11 protein-coding genes and 1 pseudogene are annotated in these 13,864 nt (G+C 61.5%); 4 read left to right on the top strand and 8 right to left on the bottom strand.

What is annotated here, in order from left to right:
* From WH367_RS22640 to WH367_RS22630, 3 genes are all read left to right on the top strand, one after another.
* On the top strand, positions 1 to 949 hold a 949-nt coding region (locus WH367_RS22640; protein WP_339537768.1), incomplete at its 5' end, for a hypothetical protein.
* Positions 950 to 1,099: 150 nt separating this feature from the next.
* Entirely contained in the window at positions 1,100 to 1,828 is a 729-nt protein-coding gene (locus tag WH367_RS22635; RefSeq protein ID WP_339519423.1) for a right-handed parallel beta-helix repeat-containing protein, read from the top strand.
* A 17-nt stretch (positions 1,829 to 1,845) separates the two neighbouring features.
* Entirely contained in the window at positions 1,846 to 2,898 is a 1,053-nt protein-coding gene (locus WH367_RS22630; protein ID WP_339537767.1) for a fibronectin type III domain-containing protein, read from the top strand.
* Positions 2,899 to 3,006: 108 nt separating this feature from the next.
* On the opposite strand, the gene WH367_RS22625 is transcribed toward WH367_RS22630, so the two are convergent.
* The 3 genes and pseudogenes from WH367_RS22625 to WH367_RS22615 all read right to left on the bottom strand — a co-directional run bounded on the left by WH367_RS22625 (position 3,007) and on the right by WH367_RS22615 (position 7,128).
* A complete protein-coding gene (locus WH367_RS22625) occupies positions 3,007 to 4,332 on the bottom strand; it encodes an Nramp family divalent metal transporter (protein WP_339519426.1) in 1,326 nt (441 codons plus the stop codon).
* Positions 4,333 to 4,731: 399 nt separating this feature from the next.
* Positions 4,732 to 5,590 (bottom strand): annotated as a pseudogene (locus tag WH367_RS22620) (ferritin-like domain-containing protein).
* Between the two features lie 632 nt (positions 5,591 to 6,222).
* Positions 6,223 to 7,128, bottom strand: coding sequence for a DMT family transporter (locus WH367_RS22615; protein ID WP_339537766.1), 906 nt, complete (start codon positions 7,126 to 7,128; stop codon positions 6,223 to 6,225).
* Positions 7,129 to 7,267: 139 nt separating this feature from the next.
* On the opposite strand from WH367_RS22615, the gene WH367_RS22610 reads away from it, so the two are divergent.
* The gene (locus WH367_RS22610; protein ID WP_339537765.1) at positions 7,268 to 8,272 is read left to right on the top strand and encodes a LysR family transcriptional regulator; all 1,005 of its coding nucleotides are present in this window, start codon (positions 7,268 to 7,270) and stop codon (positions 8,270 to 8,272) included.
* Between the two features lie 271 nt (positions 8,273 to 8,543).
* Here the strand turns inward: WH367_RS22610 and WH367_RS22605 are convergent, their stop codons facing one another.
* Genes WH367_RS22605 through WH367_RS22585 form a run of 5 tightly spaced genes read right to left on the bottom strand, consistent with a single transcriptional unit; the run spans position 8,544 to position 13,814 of the window.
* Complete coding sequence (locus tag WH367_RS22605; RefSeq protein ID WP_339537764.1) at positions 8,544 to 9,575, bottom strand: histone deacetylase family protein; 1,032 nt, start codon at positions 9,573 to 9,575, stop codon at positions 8,544 to 8,546.
* Entirely contained in the window at positions 9,572 to 10,429 is an 858-nt protein-coding gene (locus tag WH367_RS22600; RefSeq protein ID WP_339537763.1) for a GntR family transcriptional regulator, read from the bottom strand. The genes WH367_RS22605 and WH367_RS22600 overlap by 4 nt, the downstream gene beginning before the upstream one ends.
* Positions 10,419 to 11,378, bottom strand: a complete 960-nt coding sequence (locus WH367_RS22595; protein ID WP_445228146.1) for a DMT family transporter — start codon at positions 11,376 to 11,378, stop codon at positions 10,419 to 10,421. Before WH367_RS22595 ends, WH367_RS22600 begins: the two co-directional genes overlap by 11 nt.
* Positions 11,371 to 12,423 (bottom strand): histone deacetylase family protein, encoded by a 1,053-nt coding sequence (locus WH367_RS22590; RefSeq protein WP_339537771.1) that lies wholly within the window; start codon positions 12,421 to 12,423, stop codon positions 11,371 to 11,373. The genes WH367_RS22595 and WH367_RS22590 overlap by 8 nt, the downstream gene beginning before the upstream one ends.
* A gap of 8 nt (positions 12,424 to 12,431) precedes the next feature.
* Positions 12,432 to 13,814, bottom strand: coding sequence for an aspartate aminotransferase family protein (locus WH367_RS22585; RefSeq protein WP_339537762.1), 1,383 nt, complete (start codon positions 13,812 to 13,814; stop codon positions 12,432 to 12,434).
* Positions 13,815 to 13,864: the final 50 nt, after the last annotated feature.

Below are 13,864 nucleotides of genomic sequence, written 5' to 3'. Positions count from 1 at the left end.
TGCTTGTTCGTCATGGCACCTCCTATTGGGCCTCAGATTTGAGGCTCAGAGGTGTCTAGGAAACCCGGGGCGATTCAGAGTGCGCTGGAACGACCTGCCTCCTTTTCGGCTTGAGGAAGGACAAGGCAACTGCGATTCCCTAGGTCGCAAAAATGTCTGCCGCAACCAGACCATTCGTTTCTCCACCCAGCCTGCGTGCTGGTATTGCCTGTTCAAGGATGCCGAGCGCAAGGCCCAGTCCAAATCGATTGTGGGCTGCAATAGAACGGCTAACAGCATTCAAGGCAACCTGATGACCCGGTCGCATTTCGGTGATCTCCAGTTCCTGCACGGGATGGCCAATGCGGCCGATATTCATCCTGTCTCGACCAGGGTTCAGATTTTGGAGTGGCTTGAGTTTGCCTGGAAGGTATCGTCCAAGGAGATCGGGCCCCAGACTCAGCTGAAGACTATCGACAATCCTACGATCAAACAGCATTTTGGTTGCACCGAATGGACCGTTGCTGATCTGTATTTGTTGGGGCGCCAGGATGCCGGCAGCGGCCTGATTACCCAAATCCGTGAAATTGCGTTTGGCTCGGTCTTGCATACCGTTCAAGACTCCTTTGCCGCAGCCCATGCTGAGCGAGAGCCTCACCAGACTGCTGAGCAATGCGAGGGCACCGCTTTCACGACACCTGCTCGGATCGTGGAGTTTCATGCCTATGGTTCTCAAGACGGAGCCCTGCACGACCATGACGACAGTCGAGAGGCTATGGCGGCTGACGCTCAGCAGCGATGGCCCGAAGCTGTTGAGGTAACGCGAAATCTGTTTGAGCTACATGCGGACGGTGCCAAATGGGCGGATGCCAGCACCTACCTGCAATGTGTGTTCACACTGAGCGACCATCGCAGAGCTTCGTCTCCTGGGCATGCATACCGGCGGATTGTCTCCACGCATGAGCGTTGAAGAAGAGCTAAGTGTTTCAAAAGCGAGATCGGTGAGGCTGCGGTGTGAACAGCCACTTTGACGGTTTGGGGTAAGGGTAAATACTTGCCTGCACAGATGGACTCTGTTTTACATTCCGTTAACCTATCAACACTTGCAAACGAGGCAACCATGCGTATCCATCTGAGCCGGATCCATCTTCGCGGGACTCCGCTATTGGCCGCATCGCTGGTGGCACTCGCAGGCGCTATAGCGGCGCCTTCGGCTTTTGCACAGGCAACGCGGACCTGGGTGTCTGGCGTGGGTGACGACGCAAATCCCTGCAGCAGAACGGCACCCTGCAAGACGTTTGCTGGAGCCATTTCTAAAACTGCCCCACGGGGTGAGATCAACGTCCTTGATCCCGCTGGCTTTGGAGCGGTCACTATCACCAAACCTATCTTGATTGATGGTGCGGCAGCAGGCACAGCTGGTGTCCTTGTCAGCGGCACCCATGCGATGATCATCGATATCGATTCGGGTACCTATCCTGATGCTACGGTGGTTCTGCGTCACTTGAATATTGATGGACTCGAAACGGGCTTGTCAGGGATTCGAGTGCTCCACGCATCCAAGGTTCTGGTCGACCATGCCAAGATTCAAGGCTTCCAGAGTGCCATCGAAGTAGCGAGCGGCGCTAACTCCCAGTTGCTGGTCCAACGCGCCGACATCGTGAACAACCGCACAGCGGCCATTTCGATGGGCGATGCCAATAGCAAGCTCTACCTCTCTGACTCATCGCTGTTTGGCAATGCCACCGCGTTCAACATCAGCGCAGGCAACGTGACCACCTATAACAACAACCGCCTGGAAGGCAATGCCAGCCCCAGCACGCCCACTGCGACCCTTTACGAGCGCTGAGCAGCATAGGATCAGCGATGACACGCCATCCACACTACCGGCTTGGCAGCAGCATTGCGCTACTGATGCTGGCCTGCACCCTGACCCCGCTGGCCCGCGCTGCGGAACTCGTGGTCAATGGTGGCTTTGAGCAAAATGCAGGCGCGGGTTCACTCGTATTTACGGGCTGGCAAGCCATGTCCCAAGCGGGATCGCAGGGGGGCTTTTATGCGCAGCAGGGCACCCAAAGTGCACTGACGCCCGTCACTGTCGCCGCGCCGCCTCAAGGCACGTTTGCGGCAATGTCCGATCAGCCTGGCCCTGGCTCGCACGCGCTGTACCAGGACATCGCCATTCCCGCAGGTAAAAGTGCGACGTTGAGCGCACAGGTCTACCTGCAAAGCGCAGCGCCTCCTTCTGCAGCACCCGCCACCTTGGATTTTCTGACAGTACCCAACCAGCAAGCACGTATCGACATCATGGATCCGGCTGCCGCTTGGAACGATGTGGGCGCTGGTGTTCTTGCCAATGTCTTCCAATGGCCGGGTGGCGCTGCCGCTAGCGGGTATCAAAGCGTTCAGCTGGATGTGACGCCCTATGCAGGACGCACCATTCGTCTGCGGCTTGCCGAGGTGGACAATCGCCAGAGCCTGTTCTTTGGGGTCGATGCAATCAGCGTCATCTCGTCCGATGTCACGCCGCCGACCAGCGTTGGCGCGGTCCGGCAAGGCAATACCGTCACCTTGACTTTCCCACCCGTGGCATCCACGCCAACGGAGACCGTGACGGGCTACCAAGCCAGTTGCGTGCCCGTAGGCGGGGGTGACACCGTCACCGCCACCGGAACGCAGTCGCCCATCGCTGTATCTGGTTTGGTGGCAGGCACAAGCTACACCTGCACGGTTGCAGCACAGACCAACGTGGGCACCGGGCCTAGCAGCCCACCCATCAGCGTTCCGGGTTCGACGACGGCAGCAGCAGTGGCAGTTCCTGCTTGGAGCTTCGCCAGCACCTTGCTGGCATCGCTGCTGATGCTGGGTTGCTTGTTCCTCGGTTCCCGAGGGCGCGCTGCCCGCCTGCTACGGCGCTAGGGATCCGCTGCAATACCCTCGCCTGAGGGGATGAACACGTCGCATCCGGGAACATGTTCATACCGAGGCAGAAAGTATTGCAGGCGGCCCTTGCCTTTCATTCCGCCCTTATGCCCATAAAAGCCGTTGCAGCATCCACAGGTTGAGCGACACCACCACGATGGCACAGCTCCACAACAGGATGGCCATCGGCCTGCCAAAAGTCAGCGCGCCCAATGCATTGCGGCGGGTGGTGAACATCAGCAGCGGCACGATGGCAAAGGGCAGCTGCATGCTGAGGACCACCTGGCTGAACACCAGCAACGCCGTGGCGCCTTCGCTGCCATACCAGGCGGTGGCGATGACGGCGGGCACGATGGCGATGAGCCGGGTCAGCAGCGCCCGCATGGTGGGCGACAGGCGAATCTGTAAAAAGCCTTCCATCACGATCTGGCCCGCCAGGGTGCCCGTTACCGAAGAGCTGAGGCCAGAGGCGAGCAGGGCGGTGCCAAACACGGCGCTGGCAATGCCAACGCCCAAGACAGGTGACAGCAAATGGTAAGCGTCTGACAGCTCGGTCACGGGAGGTGTGCCCGGGCGATTAAAAGCACCAGCTGCCACGACCAGGATGGCGGCGTTGACAAAGAGCGCCAAGCCCAATGCGACGGTCGAGTCGATCGTGGCGAATCGGATCGCCTGGCGCGTGCCCTCCGGAGTCTTGCAGTGTTCACGCGTCTGCACGATGGCCGAATGCAGGTACAGGTTGTGCGGCATCACGGTCGCGCCGACGATGCCGACGGCCAGGTAGAGCATCTCCGGGTTGGTCACAATCTCGGAGCGCGGAATGAACCCGGCTAGCACGGTGGCCAGCGGGGGATGCAGCCACATCAGTTGGGCGCCGAAGCAAATGCCGATCAAGGCCACCAACCCGATGACGACCGATTCCAGCGCGCGAAACCCCCGGCTCTGCAGCGCAAGAATCAGCATCACATCGACCACGGTGATGCAGACGCCAACGATCAGCGGCAAGCCAAACAGCAGGTTCAGGCCGATGGCCATGCCCAGCACCTCGGCCAGGTTGCAGGCCACGATGGCAATCTCGCAAAAGAACCAGAGCATCAGGTTGATGCGCGGCGGAAACTGTTCGCGGCAGGCCTGGGCCAGATCGCGGCCGCTGGCCAGGCCCAGGCGCACAGCGGCAGCCTGGAACAGCATCGCCATCAGGTTGGATACGAAGATCACCGCCAGCAAGGAATAGCCAAACTGCGAGCCACCCGCAATCGAGGTGGCCCAGTTGCCGGGATCCATATAGCCTACTGCCACCAAATAACCGGGCCCGGCAAATGCCAGCATGCGCCTTGCATTGGCCGAACGGCTGCTGCCTTGCGGTACCGCAATGCTGCGGTGAACCTGTGGCAGGCTGGGGACGGCAAGTCTCTCGTTGTCTGGTTCCATGGCGTCCGGACATTTGGACGGTGAGCCGCACGCTGGGTTGATCAGGGGGCTTTGTGTGCTGAAGGCGGGCGGCGGCATAAACGCGCTTTATCTTGCGGTTGTTGCCTGGTGCAGCGCAGCGGAGGGGGGTGTTGCCGCTGGCCCCGCAGTGATGTCGCCGCCGTTTAAAAGTGCCAGTAAATCCGTGGTGACGATGGCCAGACCTGCCAAGACAATAAAGCTCCCTACACAACGACGCGCCAAAGCGGCGGGCTTCAGCCGCCGCGTCTTGCTGCGGTCGCATGCTTGCGGGGATGGGGGCAAAAAGGACGTCATCGCAACTCCTTCGCAGAAAAACAGCTGTCTCGGGCCCGTCTTGTAGAAATCCTGCCCCAGAGCGGGGCAGGATGTTGCTACGACTTAGGCGAAGGCCGAGCTCATCACCAACGCACCATTCACACCGGCTGGGAAGAACCCGCCCTTGGTGGCAGAGTCCTTGGTCAGGTAGACGATGTTCAGCACATCACCTGGCGAGCGGCTGTAGGCAATGCCGTCGGCATCCAGGGGCACGATGTTGGAGGTGCTGTCATCCCCCACAATGCCCTGGTCCACATCGGAGGAGCCATCGAGGCTATCGCGCGCATCCGAGATGGCACCGGCTGCCGAGCGCAGCGCGGGGGTGGCGAGACCCTTGGCGTAGAGCACCGTGCGCACCAGACCTGCATGGTAAGCCTCGGCGGACAGAATGCCTGCAGCAGCTTCCAGGTAGGTCTTGTTGGTGATCAGCGGTGAGGCACCCTTGTAGGCTGTCACACCCAATAAAGGCGCCCAGCAGAAAGTTCTCATCACTGGCATAGGGATCGAAAGCCACGCCCGCACCCACCAGACCGGCTGCGCGCGCTGCGACCGAGAAGGCGCCGTTGGGGTCGGTGCCGCCGATGTCGATCTGTGGCTGCGCCACGGCTGCCGAGCCCAGCGCCTTGCGCAAAAAGGCCACGTGGGCCACCTCGTCCTGGGCTATCTCCTTGGCGTACTGCGCTACCAGCGGATCCTTGAAAGCCACCGCCCGCCCGCCGACGATGCCGCCCTGCGTGCCCGTGCCCGACTGCATATTGGCGGGCAGCCCTGTGCCAAATACCGCGTAGTGGTAGAACTGCGATTCCAGATATTCCAGGTTCAGCGCAAAGTTCAGGATCTCGACATCCGTCGGGCCGTTGTTCTGGGCATTGGCATCACTGCCGCCACCCCCGCAAGCCGTCAGAATCGCGCCGCCCGCCATACCTGCTGCCACGCCTCCGGTCTTGCGGAAAAATTGACGCCGGTCCTCCAATTTCTTGGCCCGCTGTTGCAATACACCTATCAACACTGATTCGTCAGACATGTGATTTCCTTTCGAGTTGCGCTTAACGCGCCTACCTACACAGGAATGCGCCGTCGTTAGACAGCACACGGTGCAGCAAGAAGCAGCTCAGCACAAAAGCCTTGTCAGTGGAGACTGATGACGTCGGCTCTTGCTACTTGCGGTGTACGCAGCGGATCGACAGGTGGATTCAGTATTTTTAGGATCTTTACAATTCGACGTGTTTTCTAAATCGTTGGGACGAATTGCTGGTCACTTGTGTGGCGGTTTTTTGATGTCAGTATTTTTTTGCATTGGTCAGGCGCAATGTATCGATTTGAGATTCTCTGCAAAATCCTCGCCTATAGGATGGATGCAGATCGCACAAGGGGGCAATTCGGCCAACGCAGAGAGTTTTGCAGCCCACCTGTCTGGCGGATCGCTTTTTGGCACTGCAACAGGCTCGCGGTTTTGCTGGCTCGTTGATTGAACTGGGCCGCAATGGCGTTCAAGCTGCATTGCTCGCACTTGCGACCCTCCGCCGCTTATTTGATGCGATCGACTCGTCGCAATTACCCCGGCGTTCTTAGAACATCTGTACGTTGGCGCTGGCCCCACCACACCCCTGCCAGTGCGAAGAGGCCACCGACTGCATGGTAGCTGTGTAGCGGTTCACCCAGCATCGTGTACGCGGACACTGCCACGAAGACGGGAAGCAAGTTCATAAACATGCTTGCACGCACTGGCCCCATTCGGCGGATGCCGTTCATCCAGAAAAATGGAGACGCGATGGATGCCAGTGTGCCTGCATAGAGAATCAACGGAGCATTTTGTACCGTGATAGGAGAGCTGGGTGCTAACCACCATAGCGGCAACAGCAACAAGACGCCAAAGCCAATCTGTACGTAGAGCTGTTGCCATGTAGAAAGTGGCAAGGCCCAGCGTTTGATCAAGATGCCGTAGAGCGCATTGGAGGTCACTGCGATCAGCATGAGCGCGTCTCCAATATGTGCAGAGCCGCGCAGCAATGCATCAGGATGTCCCTGGGTGCTGAGAATCAGCAATCCAGCAAGCGACAAGACAGCACCTCCAATGCGTGAAACGGTCAGTGCTTCACCCGCAAAAAGGCCAGCCAGTAACGCAGAAAGCAGTGGCATGAGTGCCACCACGATCCCCATATTTGTCGCCGAGGTGGACTTGGCGGCCTCATAAGCCAGCCCCTGGTAGATGGCCATGCCCAGACACCCCAGCACAGCGAGTTTTGGCCAGTGTGCGGCAACAATCGCCCGTTGACGCCAAACAGAGCGCCATAAAAATGGAGTCAGAACCAGACCTGCCAATAGCCAGCGATAAAAGGCAATGGCTGCGGGCTCCACCACGGTGGAAGCCATTTTGGTGACTAGCGTGTTGCCAGTCCAGATCAGGACGGCCAGTAAGGGAAAAATTGAAAAATTGACTGCCTCAGACTGTTCAGCCATCCGGATCCTTGGTTGCATGGTGTCCTTTGTATGAATCTCTCATCAAGATGACTGCATCGTCATGCACCAGCAATATTGCGTAAAGTGATATTATTTCAGTCCACTGATGCATCAAATGCAGCAATGGGGATGACACTGGATGAACCGTCTTGCTTTGAACCACATAGATTTCAATTTGTTATTGGACTTGGATGCCCTTCTGCGCGAGGGTAGCGTGGTGGGGGCAGCACGCCGCTTGCATCTGAGTGCACCCGCAATGAGTCGCCGCTTAACGCGCGTTCGCGAAGCCATCGGTGATCCTCTCTTTGTGCCTGCCGGACGCGGGCTGGTGCCAACCCAACGGGCATTGGACTTGCGGGCGCGTGTGACAGCGGCCATTGACGAGGTGGTCGGCGTTTTCACGACGGAAAGTGTGGACTTTCGAACGCTTGAACGTACTTTTACGGTGCGTGCGAACGATGGATTTTTGGGAGCCTGGGCTGCGCGGTTGGCCCTCGCCATCGCAGCAGAGGCACCCAAGGTATCGCTGCATTTCGTATCTCGCGCAGACAAGCATGTTGAACCCTTGCGCAGCGGTGCTATAGATCTTGATATCGGCGTGCCAGGCTCTATAGAGCCAGAGCTTCACTATGAGTCGCTTTTTAAGGCGTCCTTTGTCGGTGTGGTGCGCGAGAATCACCCCATGCTCAGTGGTAGCGCCGACAGGGAAATCACCGCCACAGAATTTATATCGTGGCCGCACATTGCTGCACCACGCAGAGGGCTTGCGGCCGGTCGCATAGATGTGGCGTTAGAAGATCTGGGGTTGAGGCGTCAGGTGGCCATCGTGGCGCCAGGTTTTCAGGCGGCCATGGCCATGGCCGCTGCATCCGACCTTGTCGCCACCGTGCCGGAGCCTTTTGTTCGCTGGGCATTGGCGCTGTATCACTTGCGAATCTTCAAGTTGCCGGTAGTAACACCAAGCGTGGAGGTATGCCAAGCCTGGCATGCACGCCACCATGCTGACCCCGTGCACCGCTGGCTGCGCGAGCATGTCAGTGCGGCTTGCCAAACAGTAGTTGCCCCTACATCCCAGGGGCTGGGCACATCGTCCGGTAAACCGGGGGAAACCCACTCACTCGGCCGGCGAGCAAACGATCGGTGAACGCCTTACCGCAGACAGTGAGCAGCCCCAGAGCTGTGTTTGCTGGCGATGTGCAATGTGGGTGCGTTCTTGCACGTTCTCGCGCTACCTCCATTTATTGACATCTGATTGGTACCAATTCCTGTTCTAAAAATCGACGGGGAATGGATGCCGCCCCAGCGTAGATCTAGGTGCAATCAATAATTGCCCCCTCTACGAACGGCCCCCCAAGGCGGCTTGCATCTTCAACGCATCGGGGGCAGCAGCCCAAGCCCCATCACCGCCGTCAAATCTACTGGGCCCCCAGCTCAAACCCCCGCAACGCACTCTCCAGGTTCAAGCCCAAATCCTCACTCAGATACCCGCCTTCCTGCACGATCACCGTCGGCAGCCCCAGCTGCGCGATTTTTTCGGTGATGCGGGCGAAGCCGGGGGTGTCGATGGCCAGGGCTTGGTAGGGGTCGTGCTCGTGGGCATCCAGGCCCAGGGCCAGCACCAGAGCGCCGGGGGCGTAGTGGCGGATGGTGGTGAGGGCGGTTTCCAGGGCGCGCAGGTACTGGTCGGTGGTGGTGCCCTTGGGCTGGGGCAGGTTCAGGTTGTAGCCCAGGCCTTCACCTTCGCCGCGCTCATGCGCATGGCCGGTGAAGAAGGGAGTGCAGAAATGCGGATCGGCATGGATCGATACGGTCAGCACATCGTTGCGGCGCCAGAAGATGCCCTGGGTGCCGTTGCCGTGGTGTACGTCGATGTCGAGCACGGCCACGCGGGCATGTTTGCTGCGCAGGTGCTGGGCGGCGATGGCGGCGTTGTTCAGGTAGCAAAAGCCGTTGGCGCGGTCCACATAGGCGTGGTGGCCCGGTGGGCGGCACAGTGCGTAGGCCGCTTGCTCGCCTTGCAGCACCAGCTCGGCGGCATGGGTCGCGCAGTGGGCGGAGTTGATCGCAGCGTGCCAGGTGTGCTCGCCAATGCTGCAGGCGCAGTCACCCATGTGGTAGCCGGCTTGGCCTACCAGGTGGTCGGGGTAGGTAAAGGGCTGGCCGGGGAAGGGAAAGACATTGGGCAGCACTTCGAGCGAGGCATCGGGCAGCGCCTGCCAGCGTTGCCAGGCGGTTTGCAGAAAGTGCAGGTACTCGGGGGTGTGGACGGCGGCGCGCGGGCCGGGGCCAAAGTCTTCGACCAGCAGGGGCTGGTGGCCCGCCTTTTGGGCCGAGCGCAGCAGGATCTCGGCGCGTTCGGGTTGCTCGTTGCTGCGCTTGAGTTGGCCGCGCACCATGAATTGCTGCGGGTCGTGGCTGCGGTGCTCGTGGCTGTAGATGAATTTCATGGTCTTGGCGGTTTTCGTCGGGAGGAAGAAATGGGGGAGGCGGTGGCGCTGGGCTTGGCCTTGGCTGGGGTGGCGGATATCGGGACGGGTTTGGGCGCGGCGCCAGCACCAGCACCAGCACCAGCGTCCGGCGCCTGGTCGCCGTGCAGCACCTGGGCATGGGCCTTGTCCTGGGCATCGACCAAATGCACGCGCAGCGCCTTTTCTGCAGCGTCGGCATCGCGGCGCAAGATGGCATCGACGACCGGGAAGTGCGACTGCGCAATAAACACCGGGTCGCGGTACTGGCGCTCGATAAAGCCCTGGCAGATGCGGATCTCGGCCTGCATATTGGCAAAGATGCGCTGCAGGTATTCGTTGCCCGAGAGGCGCGAGATGGCGGTGTGCATGCCCAGGTCCATCGTGACGCGCTCGATATTGCTCAGTGTTGGTGCGCGCTCCAGCATGTCATCGGCATAGGCTTTGAGGGATGCAAGCTGCGCATCGGTCGCCACCTCGCAGGCCAGGCGTGCGGCCATCACTTCGAGGCCCAGGCGCACCTGGAACAGGTCCTGGATCTCCTTGGGGCTGAAGGTGCGCACGGTAAAGCCCTTGCGCGGCGTCGAGACGATAACGCCCTGGCTCTCCAGCCGGCGCGCTGCTTCGCGCAGCGGGGCGCGGCTCACGCCCATCTGGCGCGACAGCTCGGCCTCGACGATGCGCGAGCCCGGTGGCAGCCGGCCTTCAAAAATGGCCTGCAGCAGCTGGCGCTCCACCAGCTCCACCAGATCGGGCACCCGGATCGACGAAAAGCCGGGGTTGTCTGTCTCCTCGCCCTGCAGGGCGATGGTCTTTGTAAGGGTCTCAGATGTCATGTCGGGATGCCTGGTGAGCGGTGTACTTGTGCCGCCGGGGCCATGCAAGGTACACACCGGCAGCGCTGATCATCAGCATGCCATAAAGGGCCAGGCTGTCTGGCGGCCGTTGGAACCAGAAGGTGCTGATCAACACCGCCAGCAACAGTTGTACATAATTCATTGGCGCCAGGGTCGAGGCCGAGGCGCGCTGGAAGGCCTGCAGCAGCAGTAACTGCGCGCCACCGCTGACAAAACCGCCCGCCAGCAGCAAGGCCAGCTGCGGCGCATCGGGCCATTCGGTGATCGGGTGGAAGAGGGCCGGCAGGTTGGTGATGACCAGGCAAAACAGCGCCATATAGGCAAACTGCACCGCCGTGGGCACCAGGCCCGAGAGCTTGCGTGTGAGCACCTGGAACAGTGCATAGCAGACGGCCGAGATGGCCATCAGCACGGTGCCGGCCAGTGGCAAGGCATTGCCCGGGCGCACGATGAGCAGCATGCCGGCAAAGCCCAGCAGCACCGCCACCCATTGCACGCGGCCCACCCGCTCGCCCAGCAGCCAGGGCGAGAGCGCCACCATGATGAGCGGTGCGGTGAAGTAGATGGCGGTGGCCTCGGCCAGCGGCATGGTGGCCAGCGCCGTCATAAAACAGGTGGCCACAATGGCCAGCATCAGGCTGCGCAGCAGCAGCAACTTGCCGCTGCGCAGGCGCCCCCAGCGCAGCGCAGACCAGTCGCCATGCCGGTGCATGACCCACAAGGCCAGCACGCCGATGGCGGTGTAGCGCGAGAGGTTCATCACCGTGGCCGGGTAGCGGGCCAGCATGTGCTTGGCAAAGGCGTCGTAGCAGGCAAAGCACAGCAGCGCTGCCAGAAACAGGCCCATCCCCTGGCGCAGCCGGCGCGCGGCATCGGCCTCGCGCAGTGCTGCTGCCGGGTTGCTGGGCTGCACGGCCTGCTCAGCCATGGAGGCCCTCCAAAAAGGCCTGCAGGCCCGGGCCAATGGCTTCGACCAGGTAGCCGCCTTCCTGCACTACCACCAAGGGCAGCTCCAGCGCACGCAGCTTTTGGCCGACGGCGCGGTAGGCGTCAAAGTCGACCTTGAGCACACTGATCGGGTCGTCCTTGAAGGTGTCAAAACCCAGGGCCAGCACCACGGCCTGCGGGCCAAAGGCACGCACAGCCTCTAAGCCGGTGTCCACTGCGGCCAAAAACTCCGCATTGCCGCTGCCATGGGCCAGCGGCAGGTTCAGGTTGTAGCCTTCGCCGGCGCCGGCGCCACGCTCATGGGCGTAGCCGGTGTAGAACGGAAAGTAGCTGCTGGTCTCCGCATGGGTGGAGACCGTCAGCACATCGTCCCGGGCGTAGAAGATGCTCTGCGTGCCATCGCCATGGTGGGCATCGACATCGAGCACAGCCACCCGGCCAAAATGTGCGGCCAGGCGCGCAGCGGCGCAGGCGTTGTTGTTGACATAGCAAAAGCCGCTGGCACGGTCCCAATGCGCATGGTGGCCCGAGGGGCGGCACAGCGCATAGGCCATGCGCTCGCCGGCAATCACCGCATCGGCGGCAGCCACGGCGCTGTGGGCCGAGCGCAGGATGGACTGCCAGCTGTCCGGCCCCAGCGGACAGGACAGATCGCCCAGGTAGTAGCCGGTTTGCGGTATCAGCGCGGGCGATGGGCAGGGCGGGCGGCGCTGGCCGGCGGGCACGCCGGCGTAGGGCGAGAGGTTGGCCATCACCTCGGGGCCGGCATTGGCGCCGCTCGCCAGCATCTCCTGCCAGCGTGGCCAGGCGGTTTGCAGGTAGTCCAGGTAATGGGGGGCGTGTACGGCCTCCAGCGGTGCGCGGCCCAGGTCGGGCGGCGCGCTGACGGCCAGGCCCGCCTGTTGCAGCGCATCGGCCAGGGTCTCGGCGCGGCTGGGCAGATCGGGCGCGGGCACCAGCTTGCCCAGGCGCATGAACTGGCTGGGGTGGTGCAGCGCCTGCTCGGGGCTGTAGAAGGCTTGCATGGTGGCGCTCATGGCAGGGTGGCCTGCAGCTTGTCCAGCGCGCGGTCCAGGCGGGCAAACATCTCGGCCATCTCGGCCTCGGTGATGATCAGCGGCGGGCACAGCGCCACGGCGTCGCCCATGGCGCGCACGATCAGGCCCTCTTCCTGTGCGTACTGGGCCAGGCGGTAGCCCAGCTTCAGCGCCGGGTCAAAGGGTTGGCGGGTGGCCTTGTCTGCCACCAGTTCAATAGCGCCGATCAGGCCCACGCCCCGGGCCTCGCCCACATAGGCGCGCTCCAGGTAGCCGCGCAGCCGGCCTTGGAAGATGGGGCTCAGCTGGTTGACATGGGCCAGGATCTGCTCGTCCTCATAGACCTTGAGCGTCTCCAGCGCCACGGCTGCTGCCACCGGGTGGCCGGAATAGGTATAGCCGTGGCCAAAGGTGCCGATCTTGCCGCTGTTGGCGGCCATGGCGTCGTAGATCTTGGGCGCTACCATGACGGCTGAGATCGGCACATAGCCCGAAGACAGCGCCTTGGCGCAGGTGAGGATGTCGGGCTGGATGCCAAAGGTATGCGAGCCAAACATCTGGCCGGTGCGGCCAAAACCGCAGATCACCTCGTCGGCCACCATCAGCACCTCGTACTTGCGCAGCACGGCCTGGATTTTTTCAAAATAGGTCTCGGGTGGCACGATGACGCCGCCGGCGCCCATCACCGGCTCGGCAATGAACGCGGCCACGGTCTCAGGCCCTTCTTGCAGAATGCGCTGCTCCAGTGCATCGGCCAGGCGGGTGGCAAAGTCGGCCTCGCTCTCGCCGGGGTTGGCATAGCGGTAGTGGTGGGGGCATTCCACATGGCCGATGCGTGCAATCGGCAGGTCAAAATCCTGGTGGTTGGCGGGCAGGCCGGTCAGGCTGGCGGCCGCCACCGTCACGCCGTGGTAGCCGCGCTGGCGCGAAAGGATCTTTTTCTTGGCCGGCTTGCCAATGGCGTTGTGGTAGTACCAGATGATCTTGATGGCCGTGTCATTGGCTTCTGAGCCCGAGTTGGCAAAGAAGACCTTGGCCATCGGTGCCGGGGCCAGCTGGATCAGCTTGTCGGCCAGCTGGGCCACTGCAGGGTTGGAGCGGTGGTTGAAGGTGTGGTAGTAGGGCAGCGTTTGCAGCGCATCGATACCGGCCTGCACCAGGCGCGGGTGGCTAAAGCCCAGCGAGCTGCACCACAGCGCCGACATGCCCTCGATGTATTTGCGGCCCTGCTCGTCAATCACATGGATGCCATCGCCCCGCGTAATCATCAACGGGCCCACATCCTCGTGCGTGGCCAAGTTGGTGTAGGGGTGCAGGTGGGCGCCAATGTCCTGGGCGTCCAGCGCGCTGCGTTTTTGGGTGTTGTCTGCTGCGTTCATGTCCAAATCTCCTTGGGGGCGGGTGTGTGCTTGCGTTCTTGGGGGGCTGG

The organism is Comamonas sp. MYb21, assembly GCF_037479395.1.
GTDB lineage: Bacteria > Pseudomonadota > Gammaproteobacteria > Burkholderiales > Burkholderiaceae_C > Comamonas.
The sequence above is the reverse complement of the archived record's forward strand: the minus strand, read 5'-3'. Positions and strand labels throughout refer to the sequence as shown.

What these genes read in the sequence shown, in the direction of transcription:
- WH367_RS22630 (WP_339537767.1), top strand. Translation starts at nt 1,846, where the DNA reads ATGACACGCCATCCACACTACCGGCTTGGCAGCAGCATTGCGCTACTG.
- WH367_RS22605 (WP_339537764.1), bottom strand. Translation starts at nt 9,575, where the DNA reads ATGAAATTCATCTACAGCCACGAGCACCGCAGCCACGACCCGCAGCAA.
- WH367_RS22585 (WP_339537762.1), bottom strand. Translation starts at nt 13,814, where the DNA reads ATGAACGCAGCAGACAACACCCAAAAACGCAGCGCGCTGGACGCCCAG.
- WH367_RS22635 (WP_339519423.1), top strand. Translation starts at nt 1,100, where the DNA reads ATGCGTATCCATCTGAGCCGGATCCATCTTCGCGGGACTCCGCTATTG.
- WH367_RS22625 (WP_339519426.1), bottom strand. Translation starts at nt 4,332, where the DNA reads ATGGAACCAGACAACGAGAGACTTGCCGTCCCCAGCCTGCCACAGGTT.
- WH367_RS22615 (WP_339537766.1), bottom strand. Translation starts at nt 7,128, where the DNA reads ATGGCTGAACAGTCTGAGGCAGTCAATTTTTCAATTTTTCCCTTACTG.
- WH367_RS22600 (WP_339537763.1), bottom strand. Translation starts at nt 10,429, where the DNA reads ATGACATCTGAGACCCTTACAAAGACCATCGCCCTGCAGGGCGAGGAG.
- WH367_RS22610 (WP_339537765.1), top strand. Translation starts at nt 7,268, where the DNA reads ATGAACCGTCTTGCTTTGAACCACATAGATTTCAATTTGTTATTGGAC.
- WH367_RS22590 (WP_339537771.1), bottom strand. Translation starts at nt 12,423, where the DNA reads ATGCAAGCCTTCTACAGCCCCGAGCAGGCGCTGCACCACCCCAGCCAG.
- WH367_RS22595 (WP_445228146.1), bottom strand. Translation starts at nt 11,378, where the DNA reads ATGGCTGAGCAGGCCGTGCAGCCCAGCAACCCGGCAGCAGCACTGCGC.